The organism is Altererythrobacter sp. MTPC7 (assembly GCF_042851395.1).
Lineage (GTDB): Bacteria > Pseudomonadota > Alphaproteobacteria > Sphingomonadales > Sphingomonadaceae > CAJXSN01.
This window is the reverse complement of the sequence record NZ_BTGS01000020.1, coordinates 11292-29883: the sequence shown is the minus strand read 5'-3', so window position 1 is coordinate 29883 and position 18592 is coordinate 11292. Positions and strand designations below refer to the sequence as shown.

15 protein-coding genes are annotated in these 18592 nt (G+C 61.6%); 11 read left to right on the top strand and 4 right to left on the bottom strand.

All coding sequences use genetic code 11. From position 1 onward, the window contains the following. The 9 genes from ACGHJ7_RS13845 to ACGHJ7_RS13805 all read left to right on the top strand — a co-directional run. A partial coding sequence (locus ACGHJ7_RS13845; protein WP_390478850.1) for a hypothetical protein occupies nt 1–390 on the top strand: 390 nt, incomplete at its 5' end. 63 nt (nt 391–453) lie between these two features. Continuing rightward, nucleotides 454–1707 (top strand): TolC family protein, encoded by a 1254-nt coding sequence (locus tag ACGHJ7_RS13840; RefSeq protein ID WP_119595029.1) that lies wholly within the window; start codon nt 454–456, stop codon nt 1705–1707. 11 nt (nt 1708–1718) lie between these two features. Beyond that, entirely contained in the window at nt 1719–2867 is a 1149-nt protein-coding gene (locus ACGHJ7_RS13835) for an efflux RND transporter periplasmic adaptor subunit (protein WP_390478846.1), read from the top strand. Beyond that, the gene (locus ACGHJ7_RS13830; protein ID WP_390478843.1) at nt 2857–6177 is read left to right on the top strand and encodes an efflux RND transporter permease subunit; all 3321 of its coding nucleotides are present in this window, start codon (nt 2857–2859) and stop codon (nt 6175–6177) included. Before ACGHJ7_RS13835 ends, ACGHJ7_RS13830 begins: the two co-directional genes overlap by 11 nt. 22 nt (nt 6178–6199) lie before the next feature. Further along, the gene (locus ACGHJ7_RS13825) at nt 6200–6571 is read left to right on the top strand and encodes an STAS/SEC14 domain-containing protein (RefSeq protein WP_390478840.1); all 372 of its coding nucleotides are present in this window, start codon (nt 6200–6202) and stop codon (nt 6569–6571) included. Beyond that, nucleotides 6568–7197 carry a cation diffusion facilitator family transporter gene (locus ACGHJ7_RS13820; protein ID WP_008603820.1) on the top strand — a complete coding sequence of 210 codons (630 nt, stop codon included), beginning with the start codon at nt 6568–6570 and terminating at the stop codon, nt 7195–7197. Before ACGHJ7_RS13825 ends, ACGHJ7_RS13820 begins: the two co-directional genes overlap by 4 nt. Nucleotides 7198–7221: 24 nt before the next feature. Beyond that, nucleotides 7222–7701 (top strand): hypothetical protein, encoded by a 480-nt coding sequence (locus ACGHJ7_RS13815; RefSeq protein WP_390478837.1) that lies wholly within the window; start codon nt 7222–7224, stop codon nt 7699–7701. A 91-nt stretch (nt 7702–7792) separates the two neighbouring features. After that, nucleotides 7793–9433 carry an acetolactate synthase large subunit gene (locus ACGHJ7_RS13810; protein WP_151884808.1) on the top strand — a complete coding sequence of 547 codons (1641 nt, stop codon included), beginning with the start codon at nt 7793–7795 and terminating at the stop codon, nt 9431–9433. Continuing rightward, the gene (locus ACGHJ7_RS13805; protein ID WP_390478832.1) at nt 9430–10824 is read left to right on the top strand and encodes an aldehyde dehydrogenase family protein; all 1395 of its coding nucleotides are present in this window, start codon (nt 9430–9432) and stop codon (nt 10822–10824) included. Before ACGHJ7_RS13810 ends, ACGHJ7_RS13805 begins: the two co-directional genes overlap by 4 nt. Nucleotides 10825–10961: 137 nt before the next feature. Here the strand turns inward: ACGHJ7_RS13805 and ACGHJ7_RS13800 are convergent, their stop codons facing one another. Further along, the gene (locus ACGHJ7_RS13800; protein ID WP_082347972.1) at nt 10962–11360 is read right to left on the bottom strand and encodes a helix-turn-helix domain-containing protein; all 399 of its coding nucleotides are present in this window, start codon (nt 11358–11360) and stop codon (nt 10962–10964) included. Nucleotides 11361–11435: 75 nt separating this feature from the next. Here ACGHJ7_RS13800 and ACGHJ7_RS13795 point away from each other — a divergent pair, with 75 nt between their 5' ends. Together ACGHJ7_RS13795 and ACGHJ7_RS13790 are read left to right on the top strand one after the other, a co-directional pair. Next, nucleotides 11436–12053 (top strand): cation transporter, encoded by a 618-nt coding sequence (locus ACGHJ7_RS13795; protein ID WP_054523302.1) that lies wholly within the window; start codon nt 11436–11438, stop codon nt 12051–12053. A gap of 96 nt (nt 12054–12149) precedes the next feature. Further along, nucleotides 12150–14102: an FTR1 family protein gene (locus ACGHJ7_RS13790; protein WP_390478828.1), complete on the top strand. Its 1953-nt coding sequence runs from the start codon at nt 12150–12152 to the stop codon at nt 14100–14102. A gap of 17 nt (nt 14103–14119) precedes the next feature. On the opposite strand, the gene ACGHJ7_RS13785 is transcribed toward ACGHJ7_RS13790, so the two are convergent. The 3 genes from ACGHJ7_RS13785 to ACGHJ7_RS13775 are packed head-to-tail and all read right to left on the bottom strand — an operon-like array spanning nt 14120 to nt 18535. Then, nucleotides 14120–14611 (bottom strand): hypothetical protein, encoded by a 492-nt coding sequence (locus tag ACGHJ7_RS13785; protein ID WP_390478825.1) that lies wholly within the window; start codon nt 14609–14611, stop codon nt 14120–14122. Nucleotides 14612–14640: 29 nt separating this feature from the next. Beyond that, on the bottom strand, nt 14641–16980 hold the full coding sequence (locus tag ACGHJ7_RS13780; protein WP_390478823.1) for a heavy metal translocating P-type ATPase: 2340 nt from the start codon (nt 16978–16980) through the stop codon (nt 14641–14643). 13 nt (nt 16981–16993) lie between these two features. Further along, nucleotides 16994–18535, bottom strand: coding sequence for a multicopper oxidase family protein (locus tag ACGHJ7_RS13775; RefSeq protein WP_390478820.1), 1542 nt, complete (start codon nt 18533–18535; stop codon nt 16994–16996). Nucleotides 18536–18592: the final 57 nt, after the last annotated feature.

Below are 18592 nucleotides of genomic sequence, written 5' to 3'. Positions count from 1 at the left end.
GAGCCGTTGGAATCCATGACTACAAGCTATCGTCGCCTTGTCCTGCACCCTTTCGTCGTCCTGCTCATGCTGGTCGCGATGGTGTTCGTGACGGCGGCGGATGCTGCTGCTTGCGGTGCCGAAGTGGCGCCCGGAAGCACGCCCGTTCTGGCTTCGCTCGATAGCGCGTCTGCGTCATCCGCAGCCGCCGATGAAGTGCCGGGCGATCCGGATGCGCCGGCCGAGCAACACGGCGTGTGTGGACACGGCCATTGCCATCACGGGGCGAGCTTTGCCGGCACCGTGCAGAAGAATTCGGTCCCTCACTTGGTCGTGGTTCCCGATGCGCCTCCCGCCGAAGCGCTCGCTTCCGAAATTGCCGACCGACTGAAGCGCCCCCCTCGCGCCTGACGACCGTCACCGCGCTGCATGCCGCAGCGCAGTTCGGATCGTCAGCAGAGGAATTTTCGAAAAATGTCAGCCATTCATTGGCGAGGGGTCCTCCTTGGAGGGCTGTTCCTCGCCGCTCAAGCCACGACCGTGGCGGCGCAGGAGCGTGAGCTTCTGACGCTCGAAGCTGCGCTCGCTCGTGCGGGCATCGTCGACAGCGCAGATGAGCCCCCAGAAAATCCGCGCCTGATCGGACCGCGGGCCGAAGCCGACGCGGCGCGGGCCCTGGTCGACCAGGCGCGGCTGCGGCCCAACCCCGAAATTGCTTTCGAAGCCGAAAACATTGCCGGAAGCGGCGCATTTTCGGGATTGCAGGCCACCGAGTACACTTTGTCCTTGAGCCAGCGGCTCGAATTGGGCGGCAAACGAGGAGCGCGCGTCCGCGCCGCCCAGGCGGAGGCGCGCGTCGCGACCCTTTCAGGAGCGCTCTCGGTTGCTCAGCTCGGGCGATCGGTGCGCGAGCGCTATGTGGAAGCCGTCGCTGCGGCAGCCCGATTGGAACTCGCGCGGGACATAGTCGAGCGCAACCGCGAGCTTGCCAGGATCGCAGGGGTACTGGTCGATGTCGGGCGGGAGCCTCCCTTGCGTTCGCTTCGTGCCGAAGCGGCACTTGCGGAGGCGCTCGCGGAGCTTGAAGCGGCCCTGGCTGCCGACAGTGCGGCGAGGAATGCGCTGGCCGCGCTTTGGGGCGAGGCAGCACCTGCTGCGGACGTGCCTTCGGTGTTCCCCGAGATCGAACCTCCGGCAACGCTGCTCGCCTCGCCTTCGGCCTTACGTCTCCAGATCGCCCGTGCCGAACGCGAGGCTGCAGATGCCGCGATCGCCCGGGAACGCTCTTTAGGCATTCCGGATCCGGCGATATCCGCCGGTGTCCGACGGTTCGAGGAAAGCAGAGACCAGGCGTTCCTCGTAGGCGTTTCGATCCCGTTTCCGTTCAGTAATCGCAACCAAGGAAACATCGCTGCTGCCGAGGCGCGGCTTCGCGCCGCGACGGCACGGGAGGCGATTGCCCGCACCGATTTCGAACTCGAAGTCACGCAGGCTCGCGGACAATTTCTGGCAGCCGAAGCGCGGGTCGAGACCCTCGCGGAGACGTCCTTGCCCCAAGCCGAGGAAGCCTTGCGCCTCGTTCGGATTGGCTACCGCAACGGCAGATTTCCGCTGATCGAAGTTCTGGCTGCGGCCGAAGCGCGCGACACCATCCGTGAAGCATTGATTCAAGCCCAGGAAGATCGTGGCCGCCTGGCGGCGACGCTGATCTGGCTCGGCGCACAATGAGGTATTTCCAAATGAACCGTAGACGTCTGGCCGTTTTTATCGGCGTGATCGTTTCAATCGCCGCTGCAGTGTTTATGCTGTGGCCAAGTGGCAGTGCCGACCAGCACATTGAGGAAACGAGCGAGGAGGCCGAGCTTCCCGAAGGGCTTGTCCTGCTTGGCGCCGAACAAATCGAAGCGTCCCAGATAGAGGTCGAAACCGTCGGTCAGGGATCGGCGGTCGAGCTGGTCTTTCCGGCCACCGTCGCGGCAAGCCCGACGGCAAGTGCCCGCATCGATGCCCGCGCAGCGGGCGTAGTCCGCAGTGTCGGCAAAACGCTGGGTGATTACGTGAGGCAGGGAGAGACGATTGCCCGCATCGAGAGCGCCGACGCCGCTGCTCTTGCGGCGCAACTCAGCGCAGCGGGCGCGCGGGTCAACGAATTGTCTGCTGCCTACGATCGAGAGCGCCGCCTTTTCGAAGCCAATGTCACCGCGCGGCAGGATCTCGAGGCCGCCCGAGCCAATCTGCAGGTTGCTCAATCGGAACTTGCGCGTGCCCAAGCGGCAGTCTCGGCGGCGGGTGTTAGCGGCGACGGGCGCTCCCTCGCGGTTACGAGCCCGCTCGCGGGCCGAGTGACCTCGGCGCCTATCGTTCTCGGGTCCTTCGTCGAGGCCGGAGAAGAACTCTACCAGGTCGTGAACCCGAGCGGCATGCAGGTCGAGGTTGCCCTCCCGTCGGCTGAAGCAAGCCGCATCCAGCCTGGCGACGAGGCCACGCTGGAAATCGCGGACAACCGGGAAGTGGGTGCGCGCGTGCGATCCGTCACTCCCTCGCTCGATCCCGAAAGCCGCAGCGCTACGGCGGTCCTGTCGCTGGCAAGGCCGATCCCCGGCCTGCAACCCGGTGCCTTCTTGCAGGCACGTATCCGCCCCTCGGGTGAGGTCGATACAGTCCGCATGTCGGTGCCGGAAAGTGCCGTGCAGACGATCGATGGCGCAGAAGTGGTCTTCGTTCGTACCCGCCGCGGATTCCTAGCACGTCCAATCGTGACCGGATCCCGGTCAGCGGGACAAGTTGTCATTGAATCGGGTCTGCAACCCAATTGGCGGATCGCGACTGAAAACGCCTTCCTCCTTAAAGCCGAGCTCCAAAAAGAGAACGCCGAAGATGACGACTAATGACTCGCTCGGGGCGAAGTACTCCGAGGATAAACATGGACTTGGCTTTATCGGCCTAATCCTCGATGTCGCGGTCCGCTTCCGGTGGGCGATTATTGTTCTGACCGTCGGTATCGCGGTATTGGGGGCAAGCAATCTTGCGCGCCTGCCGATCGATGCAGTCCCCGACATCACCAACGTGCAGGTGCAGATTAACACCAAGGCGCCTGCCCTGTCGCCCTCGCAAGTCGAGACTCAGGTGACCTATCCCGTTGAAACCGGGCTTGCCGGCATAGAGGGTCTGGAAATGACCCGCTCGATATCGCGCAACGGGTTCAGCCAGGTCACCGCGATTTTCGAGGAAGGGACCGACATTTATTTCGCGCGTCAGCAGGTCAACGAACGGCTGACGCCCATAAGTGCTTCCCTGCCCGAGGGTGCCGAACCGGTGATGGGGCCCATCTCGACCGGATTGGGCGAAGTGCTCATGTACGTCATCGAGTACGAATATCCTGATGGCAAGGAAGCGCCGCGGGGCGAAGCGGTCGGATGGCAGTCCGACGGGAGCTTCGTAACCGAACGTGGCGACCAGCTCGACAGTGATGTCGCCAAGGCCGCGTATCTGCGAACTATTCAGGACTGGGTGGTTGCGCCCTTCATGCGGTCGGTCGACGGTGTGGCAGGTGTCGACTCGATTGGCGGCTTCGAAAAGCAATACCTCGTTCAACCCGATCCCGCGCGATTGACCGGTTACGGTTTATCGTTCGACGAGGTGATCGACGCGCTGGAAGCGGCCAATCTCGCCGAAGGCGCCAATTTCGTCGAGCGGGCCGGTGAAGCCCTTCTCGCCCGGGTCGATGCGCGCCTCGGCAGTGTTGAGGATATCGAGCAGGCGGTCGTTTCCACCCGCGAGGGGGTCCCCATTCGCGTAGGTGACGTCGCCACAGTCAGCATCGGTGGCGACCTGCGAACGGGCGCGGCGTCGCTGAACGGCGATGAAGCGGTCGTGGGCACCGTGCTCATGCGCGCGGGCGAGAACAGCCGCACCGTGTCGGCCGAGGCGGCCGAACGGCTCGAGGAAGTTCGCAGCTCCCTGCCGGAAGGAATTGTCGCGGAGATCGTCTACAACCGGTCTTCCCTGGTCGATGCGACGATCGCGACCGTCGAGAAGAACCTTGTCGAGGGCGCGCTTCTGGTCATTGCGATCCTGTTCTTGCTGCTGGGCAACATCCGGGCAGCGATCATCGCGGCGCTGGTCATCCCCTTTTCCATGCTGATGGCATCGATCGGAATGAACCGGCTCGGCGTTTCGGGCAATCTCATGAGCCTGGGTGCGCTGGACTTCGGCCTGATCGTCGATGGTGCCGTCATCATCGTCGAGAACAGCGTCGCGAGGCTCGCGGCTCGACAGGAACACGAGGGCCGACTTCTTACACTTGGTGAGAGGTTGACGGAAACGCGGCTTGCCGCGCAGGAAATGATCAAGCCAACCGTGTACGGCCAGGCGATCATTCTTCTCGTCTTCGCACCGCTTCTCACCTTTACCGGCGTCGAAGGCAAAACCTATTCACCCATGGCGATCACGGTCATGCTCGCGCTCGCCTCGGCGTTCGTGTTGTCGCTGACCTTCGTCCCGGCAATGATCGCCATCCTGCTCAACAAGAAGCTGACGGAAAAGGAGGTCAAGCCGATCCGGATCGCCAAGGAGCGATACGGACCGCTGGTCCGCAAGGCGATCACCCGCCCCTGGCCGGTCATCGGCATGGGCGTCGGCATCTTCGCCTTTGCGGCCTTCGTGTTCAGCTTCCTCGGGAGCGAGTTCACACCGCAATTGGACGAGCGCGACATCGCCGTGCAATCGCTGCGTATTCCTTCGACATCGCTCGAACGTTCGCTCGCGATGCAAAGGCGGGTAGAGGACCGGCTCGAGCAATTTCCGCAAGTCGAGCTTGTCTTTTCGCGGACGGGCACGGCGGAAGTGGCCAGTGACCCGATGCCGCCGAACGCTTCCGATGCGTACGTGATCCTCAAACCCCGTGAGGAATGGCCCGATCCCGATCTCGCCAAGGACGAGTTGGTCGCGCAAATGGAGAGCGCCCTCAGCAGTCTCGTCGGCAACCTTTACGAGTTCAGCCAACCGATCGAATTGCGGTTCAACGAATTGATCGCAGGCGTTCGCGGAGATGTTGCCGTCAAGATCTACGGAGACGATCTCAGCGCCATGACCTCGGCGGCGAACGAGGTTGCGGGCGTGCTGCGCAATGTCGACGGCGCCGCGGACGTCAAGGTCCAGCAAGTGACCGGGTTCCCCACCCTCGACATTGCCTTCGATCGGCCAGCGATTGCCCGTTACGGGCTGAAGGTCGAAGACGTTGCGCAATCGGTGGCGATCGCACTGGGCGGTCGGCCTGCGGGCCTCGTTTTCGAAGGCGATCGCCGCTTCGATGTGGTTGTGCGGTTGTCGGACGCGACCCGCGACGATTTCGACCAGTTGGGTGCTTTGCCGGTGCTGCTCCCGAACGGGGCAACCATACCGCTACGCTCGGTTGCCGAGTTCCGTGTGGTGGATGGTCTCGCGGAGGTTCGCCGGGAACAGGGACGCAGACTGGTGATCGTTTCGTCCAACGTGCGAGAACGCGACCTCGGGTCTTTTGTAGAAGAGGCCCAGGAAAGGGTTGCGGCGCAGGTCGAACTGCCCGCTGCCGCGTTTATCGAGTGGGGCGGTCAATACCAGAACCTCCAGGCTGCTCAGGAAAGACTTCAGATAGTCATTCCTATCGCTTTCGCGGTCATTCTCTTGCTGCTTTACATGGCGGTTGGGGGCTGGGTGCCGGCGCTCGCCGTATTCAGCGCGATCCCGTTGGCCCTGGCAGGCGGGATTTTCTCCTTGGCTCTACGCGGGATGCCATTCTCGGTATCTGCGGCGGTAGGCTTTATCGCCCTGTCGGGTGTGGCGACCTTGAATGGCCTCGTGATGGTGACTGCGATCCGTCAGCGGCTCGACAGGGGCATGGCGCTCGATGACGCCATCGTCGATGGTGGATTGGCGCGCCTAAGGCCGGTTCTCATGACCGCGCTCGTTGCATCGCTCGGCTTCGTGCCGATGGCCATTGCGACCGGGACCGGCGCGGAAGTGCAACGTCCCTTGGCGACAGTCGTCATTGGAGGGTTGATCACCGCCACCGCGCTGACCCTTTTCGTCTTGCCCGCAATCTTGAAGCTGGTTTTCGGGACCAGAGAAGATGACCGGACCTGGCGACAGCGTTGGTGGGACAGGCTGCGGCGCAATGTGACAAGCGATGAGCAGCGCGAGCTGAAGGACATCACATGACCGATCGGGAAAGGAGAATACGGTGCTGGCACTGAAGGAAAAGAACGGACTGCTCTGGATACGTGCCGGAGGCAGGCAGGGGGATGAAGCCTATGACCGCTTTGTTCCCCAATTCGAACATATCGCAGAGCGCGAGGCCGGTACCGTCCCGATGGTGATCGAGCTCGCGCCTGACTTTTCGGGTTGGAACTTCGGAGGTCTCTGGCGCGATCTCAAGTTCGACATCCGGCCTAAGGATTGTTTCGGCCGGATCGCCATAATCGGCGACAGCGAATGGGAAGAGTGGGGCACGAAATTGTCATCCTCACTCTTCCGCACCGAAATGAAGTTCTTCCGGCCAACACAGCGTAGTCATGCGGAAAGCTGGGTACAAACCGAGGAGGACGCAGCATGAGTGGCGGACATGAGGTCGATGTCGGGTCGCCTGAAAAGCGCAAGACCCTGTGGGTTGTCCTGTGGCTTAACGTGGCCATCGCGATCGGCTTTTTCGCGGTCGGGTATTTTGCCGATTCTAATGCGCTGTTGGCGAACGGCCTCGATAATTCATCCGATGCCATCGTTTATGCGCTCAGCCTGCTCGCGCTGACCCGCTCACGGACCTGGAAACGCGGGGCCGCACGTTTCTCCGGCATCATGCTGCTGATCTTCTCTGCTGGGGTTATCTTCGATGCTTACCGACGGTTTGTGGAAGGGTCCGATCCGGGCGGGATATTGATGATGGCGATGGCGTTCATCGCGGGGATGGTCAATCTCTATTGCCTGCGCCTGCTGCAGAAGATGGAGAACAAGGACGTCAATATGCGGGCGGCGACCACCTTCAGCTTCAACGACTTTATCTCTAATGGCGGGATCATTATCGCCGGCATCATTGTGATGCTGACCGGAACCAACTGGCCCGACCTCGTTGTGGGCATCGCGGTAGCTTGCATCGCTCTCTATGGCGGCATCGAGATTCTGCGCGACGCTCACATGGATAGCCACGACGATGCGGGAACCAAACACGGCGAGAAGAGGAATTGACCCTATTCGATCTTCCTGCACAATGTGTCTGATGCGCTGGCTTCGGCCGGTGTGATCGTGGCTGGCGTGCTCATTCTGCGATACGAACTTTATATCGCCGATCTGACCATCACGGTGGTCATTGGTGACTTTGTGATCTGGCAGGGCGTTACTTTGTTGCCTCGCACGGTGCGTCTCTTGATGGGCGCGGTGCCGGACGAAAGCGAGTTCGATCGCATTGTGAGCGACCTGCGTGACGCAGAAGGCGTGGCCGACGTCCATCACGTCCAAGTCTGGAGCATCAGCGAGCATTATCGCGCGCTTGAGGCGCATGTCGTTCCTGCCGAATCTTCGTTGCAGGCTTTCGAGGATGTGAAGGCGCGGGCTCGCGGTATGCTCGAGACGCAGCACGCCATCGCCCATGCAACGTTCGAAGCCTGTCTCGCTGCGGACTGTGATCCGGTTATGGTCCCGGGCCATCAGGTCGAAAAGAACCAATGCCAAGACCATGATCACGACCATTGACAAGCGCGGCAATCAGGTCGACCGCTGCAAGCAAGCAGTTTGGTAGCGCACGGCATGAACCGCCCTGCAACTCGTAAATGAGGACCGACGAATGAAAGCTTCCGATCTTATGGTCGCCGCGCTCGAGGCAGAGGGTGTCGAGTATGTTTTCGCCGTTCCAGGCGAAGAGAACCTGGATCTTCTGGAATCGCTGCGAACTTCCACCATCACGCTGGTTCTGGCCCGTCACGAACAGGGCGCTGGCTTCATGGCGGCAACTTATGGCCGCCTGACCGGCAAGGCAGGTGTGTGCCTGGCAACACTCGGGCCAGGTGCCACGAACCTGACCACACCGGCGGCCTATGCCGCGCTCGGAGCCTTCCCGCTCGTGATCATTACCGGGCAGAAACCGATCAAGACCTCGAAACAGGCCCAGTTCCAGATTGTCGACGTCGTTTCCCTGTTCACCCCGCTGTGCAAGGCATCGACCCAGATTGTGAACGGCAACCGCATCCCGTCGCTCGTTCGCGAGGGATTTCGCCTGGCGCAGGAAGAAAGGCCGGGCGCTGTGCTGCTCGAGCTGCCCGAAGACATTGCTGAAGAGCAAACGGTCGAACCTGTCATACCGCCGCATGACAGGCGCTATGCCGTAGCGGGTGACGCCGCTCTAGATGAGGCAGCGAGACGTATCCTCGCTGCACAGAGACCTCTGCTACTGATCGGAGCCGGAGCGAACCGCCGCCGCGCTTCGAAGGCGTTGCGCAAATTCGTATCCGATACGGGCTTTCCCTTCTTTGACACCCAGATGGGCAAAGGCGTGGTCGATGAAGATAGCGAGCTCTATCTGGGCACTGCGGCGCTATCGTCGGGCGATTATGTTCACTGCGCGATCGAGAAGGCCGATTTGATCGTCAATATCGGTCACGACGTGGTGGAGAAGCCGCCCTTCTTCATGGAGCCGGGCGGGCAGACCGTCATCCATATCAATTACAAGGCGGCTGAAGTCGATCAGGTCTACTTCCCGCAGCTCGAGGTCATCGGCGACATCGCCGGATCGGTCGAGCGGCTGGGAAACCGCCTGGATGGCAAGCTGCAGTGCGACCGCAGCTATTATACCGCCCTGCATCACGAGATTGCTTCGCACATCTCCGAGACCAGCGACGACGAACGTTTTCCGATGGTCCCCCAGCGCGTGGTTGCCGACGTACGCAGCGTAATGGCGCGCGATGATATCGTTGCGCTCGACAACGGTATCTACAAGATCTGGTTCGCCAGAAACTACATCGCCCACGAGCCTGGCACCATCCTGCTCGACAATGCATTGGCGACGATGGGCGCGGGCCTTCCATCGGCCATGATGGCTGCGATGCTGGCGCCGGGGCGCAGAGTGCTCGCGGTATGCGGCGATGGCGGGTTCATGATGAACTCGCAGGAACTGGAAACGGCCGTCAGGCTTGGACTGAACCTTGTCGTTCTCGTTCTGAATGATGCAGCATACGGGATGATCCGCTGGAAGCAGGACCAGCTTGGCTTTCCGGACTACGGCCTGACCTTTTCCAATCCCGACTTTGTCACCTACGCACAAAGCTATGGAGCGACCGGCCACCGTGTCGAGCGAAGCGCGGATCTGGTTTCGGTCCTGAACGCCGCATTCGAGGCTGGCGGCGTGCACCTTGTCGACCTGCCCGTCGATTATTCCGAAAACAAGAAGGTGCTGATCGACGAACTCGGCGCAAAGGTGTGCGAGCTATGAAAACGATCGTTCACAATCCCTTCGACCGCTCGCCGATTGCAGAAGTAGCGCTTGTCGACTGGGCTCAAATCGATGAATGGCTGAATGAAGCGCAGTTGCTCCACCGCGACCGCCATGGCTGGCTTGCCGTGCACGAGCGTGTCGCCATCCTCCGGCGGGCTGCGGATATCATGCGCGAACGAGCCGAGGATCTGGCTCTCCAGATCGTCAGGGAGGGCGGCAAACCGCTGGTCGATGCGCGCGTGGAAGCCGGTCGCGCGATCAACAGCGTCGACTTGTGCGTTCAGGCGCTGAGTGAGGGCGGCGGCCATGAAATTCCGATGGACCTGACAGAAGCGGGTGCGGGAAGGACGGCCTATACCTTCCGCGAACCGATCGGTCCTGTCGTGGCGATCTCGGCATTCAATCACCCGCTCAACCTGATCGTCCATCAGGTTGGACCGGCGGTAGCAGCCGGGTGCCCCGTTCTCATCAAGCCTGCGCTGGAAACGCCTCTGTCATGCCAGAGCTTCGTGAGCATTCTTCATGAAGCCGGCCTGCCCGAGGCCTGGTGCCGGTTCGCACCTTGCGGCAACGATATTGCCGAAAGAATGGTAACCGATCCGCGCACGGAGTTCTTCTCATTCATCGGTTCTGCGAAGATCGGCTGGATGCTTCGCTCGAAGCTGGCGCCGGGAACCCGCATTGCTCTCGAGCACGGCGGCGCGGCGCCGGTAATCGTGGACAGCGGCGTGGAGCGCGCAGCAGTGATCGCCTCGTTGCTCAAAGGCGGGTTCTATCATTCGGGTCAGGTCTGCGTTTCCGTGCAGCGCGTGTACGTCCCTGCTGCAGAATTGAAAGACTTCGCCAATGACCTAGGGCGAGCTGCCGAAAAGCTGGTCGTGGGCGATCCCGCCGATGCTAAAACCCAATGCGGCCCCTTGATCCGGACGGAGGAAGTTGACCGCGTCGAACGCTGGGTCGATGAAGCCATTGCAGCAGGCGGCACCCTGGTGTGCGGGGGAAGCCGTCTGAGTGACACTCTTTTCTCCCCGACCGTCATTGTCGATCCTCCCGAAAGTGCCAAGGTATCCCAGGAAGAAATCTTCGGCCCCGTGATCTGCGTGTATGGCTATGACGATATCGACCTGGCTATCGAGCAGGCCAATGCCCTGCCTTACGCCTTTCAGGCCGCTGTATTCAGCGATCGGCTGTCAATCGCCAATCATTGCATACAGTCTCTGGCGGGATCGGCTGTGATGGTGAACGACCATACGGCATTCCGCGTGGACTGGATGCCTTTTGCAGGGCTGCGCCGCTCCGGGCTTGGCGTCGGCGGGATCCCCTACACTATGGCGAATATGAGCATTGAAAAAATGGCCGTCTGGAACTGGCCTGCGGCGGCATCATAGCCCGTTCGACAGACCCGGGATGGCGACACGGGCAGCTTCGCACTCGTCGGCCTTTCCCGAAGTTAAGTCTCTTATGGGCGGCGGACAAAAGCCGTGCATTGGCGAGCCTGACCGAACTGGCGCACGAGGCGCGGACATCAAGGCTCGGCGGTACCCGCAAGTGCATCGATGATGCGGCAATCGCCTACAGTGTCTTGCTCGCAGGCAGCGATCATACGCCCAAGTTCCGTCCGCAACGCCTCCAGGCTCGCGATCTTGCGCTCGACCTCGCCGAGATGGCTTCTGGCCAGAGCGTCGATGCCCGCGCAGGACCGGTCGGCATCATCGGAGAGATCGAGCAATTCCCTGATGCGTGCCATGGAGAAGCCGAGATCACGCGCGCGCCGTATGAAGTTAAGGCGCGCTTCCTCTGCTGGTCCATAATCGCGATAATTGGCCTGCGTGCGTGGAGGGGCAGCGAGGATACCCTCACGCTCGTAGAAGCGGATTGTTTCGGATTTGACGCCGGTTATCCGGGCAAGTTGACCAATTCTCATGACAAAGGCTCCTGTCGCTTGACCTTGTAGTTACTACAAGGTGCATAGGGCGGATTGACGCAAGGAGTCGAGTAAATGGGAAAGACCTGCTGCGGCCCCGATGAGGCCGGTGCAAACAACAACGATCCGACATGGCGGCGCATTCTGTGGATCGCACTGGGCCTTAATGCAATCATGTTCGGCGTGGAGATCGTGGCAGGCATTGCTGCGGATTCGCGCGCCTTGCAGGCCGACGCGCTCGACTTTCTCGGTGATGCGGCAAACTATGCTATCAGTCTCGGTGTAGCGGGGATGGCGCTCGTCTGGCGCGCGCGTGCGGCTCTCGTAAAGGCGGCGACCATGCTGGCTTTCGGCCTGTGGGTGCTCGGCTCGGCCATCTGGGGTTTTTTTGTCGGGGCGTCGCCCGACCCGGGAACGATGGGCGCCATCGGTTCTCTTGCTTTGGCGGTAAATCTCGCCGTCGCCGCGATGCTGTTCCGGTATCGCTCGGGCGATGCGAACATGCGCTCGGTGTGGATCTGTTCGCGCAACGACGCGATCGGTAATATCGCCGTGCTGGCGGCAGCGATTGGCGTTTTCGGCACCGGCCGTGCGTGGCCCGATCTGGTTGTGGCGAGCATCATGGCAGGACTGGCGGTGTGGGGAAGTGCCGAAGTCTTCAAACAGGCACGTGGCGAACTGCGCTCTACCTAAACTCCAGAATATGCCCGCGATTGCGGATTGAGGGAAATACGTTTCCGTCTAGACTCTGCTATTGCGAATTAATTGCAACAGATATAGAGACCCCTCATGCATCGCATCGTCTCCGCCACCGTCCATCCGGCACTGCGGCTCATTCTGCTGGCGCTTGCGCTGTGTCTGTCCGTCACCGCGAACGCGGAAGAACCCGATGTGCGAACCACCTGGCGTCTGCTCGATTATATCGCGGTCGACTACGCCTCCGCGGTTTCCGAGGGACGTGTTGCCGACGAATTCGAATATCGCGAAATGGTGGAGTTTTCCGATGTCGTGGCGCGGCAGGTCGCTGCATTTCCGGACACTAAAGACAATCAAGCACTCATCCGCCGATCGGACCAGCTGCGAGCTCTGATCGCCAATAAGGAACCCGCCGAGCGAGTTGGGCGCTTAGCGCGCGCGCTGGCAGCCTCGTTGCTGACAGCCTACCCGGTTCCGCTTGCCCCTTCGCAAGCGCCCGACCTTGACCGCGCCCGCACTCTCTTCGCGCAGAACTGCGCCTCGTGTCACGGCGCCGCCGGAAGTGCGCCACCGGCCGCAATGCAGGCACTTGATCCCCCGCCGATCGACTTTACCGATATCGACCGGGCGCGGCAGCGCAGTGCGTTCGGGCTTTACCAGGTCATCACGCAAGGGCTGGAAGGAACGTCCATGGCCAGCTTCGCATCGCTGTCCGACGAGGATCGCTGGGCGCTTGCATTCCATGCCGGCAGCATTGCTTTTGAAGATGTGGCCAAGGGCGAGCGTATTTGGCGGGAAGATGATGGCATACGCCAGCTTGTCCCCGATCTCGAGACGCTCGCCGCGCTCACACCGGAAAGTCTGGCCGAGCAGATCGGCGAGGACCGTGCGCTCGCCGTCATGGCCTATCTTCGCGCCAATCCCGATGCGGTGGGACAGGCAAATGACGCAGGTTCGCTCGCCTTCGTTCGCGATACGCTCGATCGCAGCCTGTCAGCTTATCGGGCTGGCAACCGAGAGGAAGCGCGGCAGCTTGCCCTGTCTGCCTATCTCGACGGGTTTGAACCCCTGGAGGCCCTCCTGGCAACGCGCGATGGCGGTTTGATGCGGGAGGTAGAACAGGCGCTCGGGCAATTCCGGGCCGGAATAGAGTCCGGTGCGAATCCATCCGAACTACAGCAACTAAGGGCTCGCATCGATAGTCTGCTGGCAAGAGCCGAGGAAGCGTTGGCTCCTGAGGCGGCCAGCGAAATCTCGACCTTTCTCGGGGCGTTCACCATCCTGCTGCGCGAGGGGATCGAAGCACTTCTGGTTGTGATCGCCATGATCGCCTTTGTGAAAAAGTCGCAGCGCTCCGAGGTATTGCCCTATATCCATGGTGGGTGGATCGCTGCTCTTTTCGCAGGTGTCGCCACCTGGGTCGTAGCAACCTACTTCGTAAGCATCAGCGGTGCGAGCCGCGAGATGACCGAAGGGATCGGCGCGCTGCTTGCAGCTGTCATTCTCCTCTCGGTCGGGATTTGGATGCATGGAAAATCCCAGGCCGAGGAATGGCGGCGCTATATCCAGGAAAAAATGGGCAAGGCGCTCTCGCGCGGATCGGCATGGTTTCTCTTCGGTCTTGCGTTCGTGGTCGTCTACCGGGAAGCGTTCGAGACTATCCTGTTCTACGCTGCCCTGTGGAACCCGCAGAGCAGCGGCATCATACTGGCAGGTGCCTTGTCCGCAGTAGCGCTGCTGGCGCTCATTGCTTGGGCCATGCTGCGCTACAGCCGCAAACTGCCGATCACCCAGTTCTTCCGCTACAGTGCTATCCTGATTGCGATCCTTGCGGTCATTCTCGCGGGCAAGGGCGTGGGCGCTTTCCAGGAGGCCGGAGTTCTTTCCGCCACTTTCATTGCCGGCTTGCCGCGCCTCGCCGAACTCGGCTTCTTCCCGACTGTCGAGACGATCGGCGCGCAATTGCTCACGCTGCTGGCCCTGATTGCCGGATTTCGGGTAAGTCGATCACCATCGGGACCGCAGCCGGCAGCTGTCGAGGGATAGGAGATCCCGGTTTGCGATCAGCGGGGTCCGGTGCCGAGACGGCGCGCGAGCCACAAGGTGGCCGTGGGAACCGCGACCCACATCACGATCGGTACCAGGCCGATTTTGGTCCCGGGCACAAGCGGCATGATTGCACTATAGGACCACCCCCAGTCGGCACCGACAGCCAGCACTTCGACCATGGCAGTAATGGCCAGGCCGATTCCCAGGAACACGACCAAACGCGAGATCGGCCAGTCTACGAGCCACGGCGTTTTACCACTGCCGACAGAGGCGCCGAGATAAGCGGCCACCATGATCCCGGCATCGCCGAACGAGGCCAGGCCGCAGCGAGGTGCTGCCTCGGCAGGCGACAGACCTCCCGACTGGTAGAAAGGAAGCTGAAGCATCTCCCAGGCGAATGCGATAAGAATTCCGAATATCGCGATCCAGAGCGCTGGATGAGCACCGCGCCATTCGCGCGATTTCTCAGAGATTTGGTTTTGATCCTGCATCGTCTTATCCGTCACTCTTGCCATCTCCGTCCCGCACCCATTGCTCAGGTATCGAATTTGGGAAGAGCGAGGCCGCGCAGGCGCAGGGCGTTGCCGATCACCGATACCGAAGACAGGCTCATCGCTGCGGCCGCGATCATCGGGTTCAAAAGCAACCCGGTCCATGGATAGAGGACACCTGCTGCGACCGGTATGCCGAGCGCATTATACGCAAAGGCAAAGAACAGGTTCTGCCTGATGTTGCGCATAGTGGCCCGAGACAGGACGAGCGCCTGAACAACGCCGACGAGGTCGCCGCGCACCAATGTCACGCCCGCGCTTTCGATCGCGACATCGGTACCCGTTCCCATCGCGATGCCGACATGCGAAGCGGCAAGCGCGGGTGCGTCGTTTATGCCGTCGCCGGCCATAGCGACCCGGCGACCCTCGCTCTTCAACTGCTCGATCTTGCGATGTTTGTCCTCGGGCGAGACGTTCGCTTCGACTTCGTCGATACCGACCTGGCTTGCTACCGCACGCGCGGTGGCTTCGCTGTCGCCGGTAAGCATCACGATCTTGATGCCGCGCTCATGCAACGCGGCAATAGCGGTGCGGCTGGTTGCCTTGATCGGATCGGCGACCGCGATAAGGCCTGCCGGTGCCCCGTCCACGGCCACGAACATCACCGTCTGTCCGAGGCTTCGGCCTTCGTCCGCCGTTGACCGCCAGCCTTCTTCGAGCGCCCCTATACGCTCCATCATCTTTTCATTCCCGATCGCGACCAGGCGCTTGTCGACATTTGCCTGGATACCTTCGCCGGTCACGGATTCGATATCGGAAGCGTCGAGAATGGCAGCGCCCCTGTTTTGAGCCCCTTCCACGATCGCGTGGGCGAGCGGATGCTCGCTTCCTCTCTCAACGGCAGCGACAAGGCTCAGCAATTCCTGCTCGTCGAAATCTGACTGCGGTTTTACGTCGACAAGATCGGGCTTGCCCCGGGTCAGTGTGCCGGTCTTGTCGACAACCAGCGTATCGATCTTTTCCAGCGTTTCGAGCGCTTCGGCGTTCTTGATCAGGATGCCGTGCTGGGCTCCCTTGCCGGTGCCGGTCATGATCGACATTGGCGTCGCCAGTCCGAGCGCGCAGGGACAGGCGATGATCAGAACGGCGACCGCGTTGACGAGCGCGTAGGCAAGGGCCGGTGCCGGTCCCCAGATGGCCCAGACGACAAAACTCACGATAGCGACAAGGACGACGATGGGCACGAACCATCCGGTGACTTGGTCGGCGAGCCGCTGGATCGGTGCCCGGCTGCGCTGCGCCTCCGCCACCATCTGCACGATCTTCGAGAGCATGGTGTCCGCGCCGACCTGCGTCGCGCGCATGGTGAAGCTGCCGGTCTGGTTGACAGTGCCTCCGATCACGGGATCGCCAGCGCTTTTCTTGACGGGAATGGGCTCGCCGCTGATCATGGACTCGTCGATGGCGCTGCTTCCATCCTCGAGCGTGCCATCGACGGGGACCTTGTCGCCCGGACGCACGCGCAGCAGGTCCCCCGACGTCAATTCATCGAGCGGTACTTCGCGCTCATCGCCGCGACCGAAGATCTTCATCGCGGTCGGGGGCGCGAGTTCGAGAAGCGCTCGCAAGGCGCTCGATGTCGATCCGCGCGCCTTGAGCTCGAGCACCTGCCCGAGCAGCACGAGGGTCGTGATAACCGCTGCGGCCTCGTAATAGACGCCGACCCGGCCCGCATGATCGCGGAAAGCCTCGGGGAAGATGTCCGGGGCGAGGGTTGCCACAAGGCTGAACAGATAAGCGATGGCAACGCCGAAGCCGATCAGGGTGAACATGTTGAGGTTCATGGTTCGGACTGATTGCAGCGCGCGGGTGAAGAAGGGCCAGCCGCCCCAAAGCACCACCGGAGTGGCCAGCAGAAGCTGCAGCCACTGCGCGAAAGCGGGTTCGATGACCTGATCGAACGGTCGCGACGGGATCATGTCGCCCATCGCATAGGCGAAGAGCGGCAGGGTGAAGAGCGCGCTCCACCAGAACCTTCGCCGCATGTCGACGAGTTCGGGATCGGGGCCCTCGTTCAAGGTGACCGTTTCGGGTTCGAGGGCCATCCCGCATATCGGGCAGGAGCCCGGCCCCGGCTGCCGGATCTCCGGATGCATCGGACAGGTGTATATCGTACCTTCCGGGACATCCTCGACAGCATCGAGGTGCGCCTTCGAAAGATACATCTCCGGATCCGCGCGGAACTTGTCGAGGCAGCGCGAGGAGCAGAAGTAATGGTCGCCACCCTCGTGTCGATCGATGAAGCGGGCGCCGTCCATCTTCACGCTCATTCCGCAAACGGGGTCGGTCGCCGTACCCTCGATTGCATTGTGCCCATCGCTCATCTGTCGTTCTCCCCTAATTGGCCGTGACCACGAATTGCCCCATCATGCCTGCGTCCTCGTGCTCGAGGATATGACAGTGATACATGTAGGGATTGTCGGGATCGGTATTCTCTTCGAACCGCAACAGCAGCCTGACCTGTTCACGTGGCTTGACGATAACGGTGTCCTTGAAGCCCGCCTCTTCCGCCTGCGGAGGCCGACCGTCCCGGTCGAGCAAGCGGAACTGCACATTATGAATATGAAAGGGATGGGCCATCATCGATGCGTTGGCGATTTCCCATATTTCCCACTGACCCACCGGTACGCGCTGATTGATGACATCCATGTCCATGGTCTCGCCGTTGATCGCCATGCCCCGACCCATCATGCCCATATCGAGTACGAAACGGCGGCTGCGAACGGCGAGCGAGGGGTCTGGCGCGGCTAGCGCGGCCAGGGTGGGCGGGAGCATCACTGGAGTCGATGATCCGGAGGGACGCATATCGAGGATCGAAAAGGTGCGGCCCTGCCTCTCGCGACCGGTCCGGTTTCCCATCATTCCGCCGTCCATCATACCCCCGCCTTCTCCGGCCATCATGCCCATGGCGTTATCAGGACTGCTGGCATTCAGGCGCAGCGGGCGCCCTTCGGAAAGGTCGACGATCACTTGTGCGCGTTCGCCTGGGGCAAGGGTAAGACTGCGAATCTCGCGGGGTGCGGCAAGCAGGCCGCCATCGCTTGCGATGAGTTGCATCGGACGATCACCTTCGAGCGAGAAGGTGTAGAACCGCGCATTCGATCCATTGAGAAGCCGCAGGCGCAGCGGACCGGCGGCGGCGTCGAAAACGGCATTGGCCGTTCCGTTCACATAGATGCGCTCACCTATCACCCCCATCATCCGCGAGTGCATGTTGAGCGGGTAAACGAGGCGGCCTGAGCTGTCGATCACGCGATCCTGCACGACGAGCGGGATATCATCTACACCGTACCGGCTCGGCAGATCGAGGCGATCCTCTTCCTCGTCGCGCACGTAGATCGGGGCAGCAAGTCCGGCATAGACCTGTGGTCCGGCCCGGCGATGCGTATGAGAATGATACCAGTATAGCGAAGCGCGCTGGCGTATTTCGAAGGACGGGCTCCAGCGCTCACCGGGCCGTATGAGCTGGTGCGGCCCGCCATCCGCTGTGGCGGGAAGTTCGAAACCATGCCAGTGGACGGTCGCATCTTCGGCAAGCTTGTTGTCGATGTGAAAGCGAACCTGTTCGCCGCGGCGCATTTCGAGGGTCGGGCCGAGATAGGATGCGTCGATACCGATCGTCGGTGACGCCGTGCCGGGCACGAATTCTTTCTCGCCCGGTGTCAGGGACAGGCCAAAGACACGCTCGCCCCGTTCGATCGTTCCTGCCTGTAGCCGAGGTATGGCAAGAGGATTGCTTTCGCCTCCCTGATCGAGCGACATCCTGCTTTGCGTACCGCAACCCAGCAGCGGCAGCGCGGCGAAACCCGTCGCCGCGAGGCCGGCGCTCTTGATGAAGTCGCGGCGATCCTTAAAGTCGGGCCTGTCGATACCTGGCATATTCACCTGTTTTTGCGTGGGAGGCACCGGCGCAACCGAGCGCCTCCCACCCACCGT

What these genes read in the sequence shown, in the direction of transcription:
- ACGHJ7_RS13810 (WP_151884808.1), top strand. Translation starts at nt 7,793, where the DNA reads ATGAAAGCTTCCGATCTTATGGTCGCCGCGCTCGAGGCAGAGGGTGTC.
- ACGHJ7_RS13835 (WP_390478846.1), top strand. Translation starts at nt 1,719, where the DNA reads ATGAACCGTAGACGTCTGGCCGTTTTTATCGGCGTGATCGTTTCAATC.
- ACGHJ7_RS13795 (WP_054523302.1), top strand. Translation starts at nt 11,436, where the DNA reads ATGGGAAAGACCTGCTGCGGCCCCGATGAGGCCGGTGCAAACAACAAC.
- ACGHJ7_RS13830 (WP_390478843.1), top strand. Translation starts at nt 2,857, where the DNA reads ATGACGACTAATGACTCGCTCGGGGCGAAGTACTCCGAGGATAAACAT.
- ACGHJ7_RS13780 (WP_390478823.1), bottom strand. Translation starts at nt 16,980, where the DNA reads ATGAGCGATGGGCACAATGCAATCGAGGGTACGGCGACCGACCCCGTT.
- ACGHJ7_RS13820 (WP_008603820.1), top strand. Translation starts at nt 6,568, where the DNA reads ATGAGTGGCGGACATGAGGTCGATGTCGGGTCGCCTGAAAAGCGCAAG.
- ACGHJ7_RS13805 (WP_390478832.1), top strand. Translation starts at nt 9,430, where the DNA reads ATGAAAACGATCGTTCACAATCCCTTCGACCGCTCGCCGATTGCAGAA.
- ACGHJ7_RS13790 (WP_390478828.1), top strand. Translation starts at nt 12,150, where the DNA reads ATGCATCGCATCGTCTCCGCCACCGTCCATCCGGCACTGCGGCTCATT.
- ACGHJ7_RS13775 (WP_390478820.1), bottom strand. Translation starts at nt 18,535, where the DNA reads ATGCCAGGTATCGACAGGCCCGACTTTAAGGATCGCCGCGACTTCATC.
- ACGHJ7_RS13840 (WP_119595029.1), top strand. Translation starts at nt 454, where the DNA reads ATGTCAGCCATTCATTGGCGAGGGGTCCTCCTTGGAGGGCTGTTCCTC.
- ACGHJ7_RS13800 (WP_082347972.1), bottom strand. Translation starts at nt 11,360, where the DNA reads ATGAGAATTGGTCAACTTGCCCGGATAACCGGCGTCAAATCCGAAACA.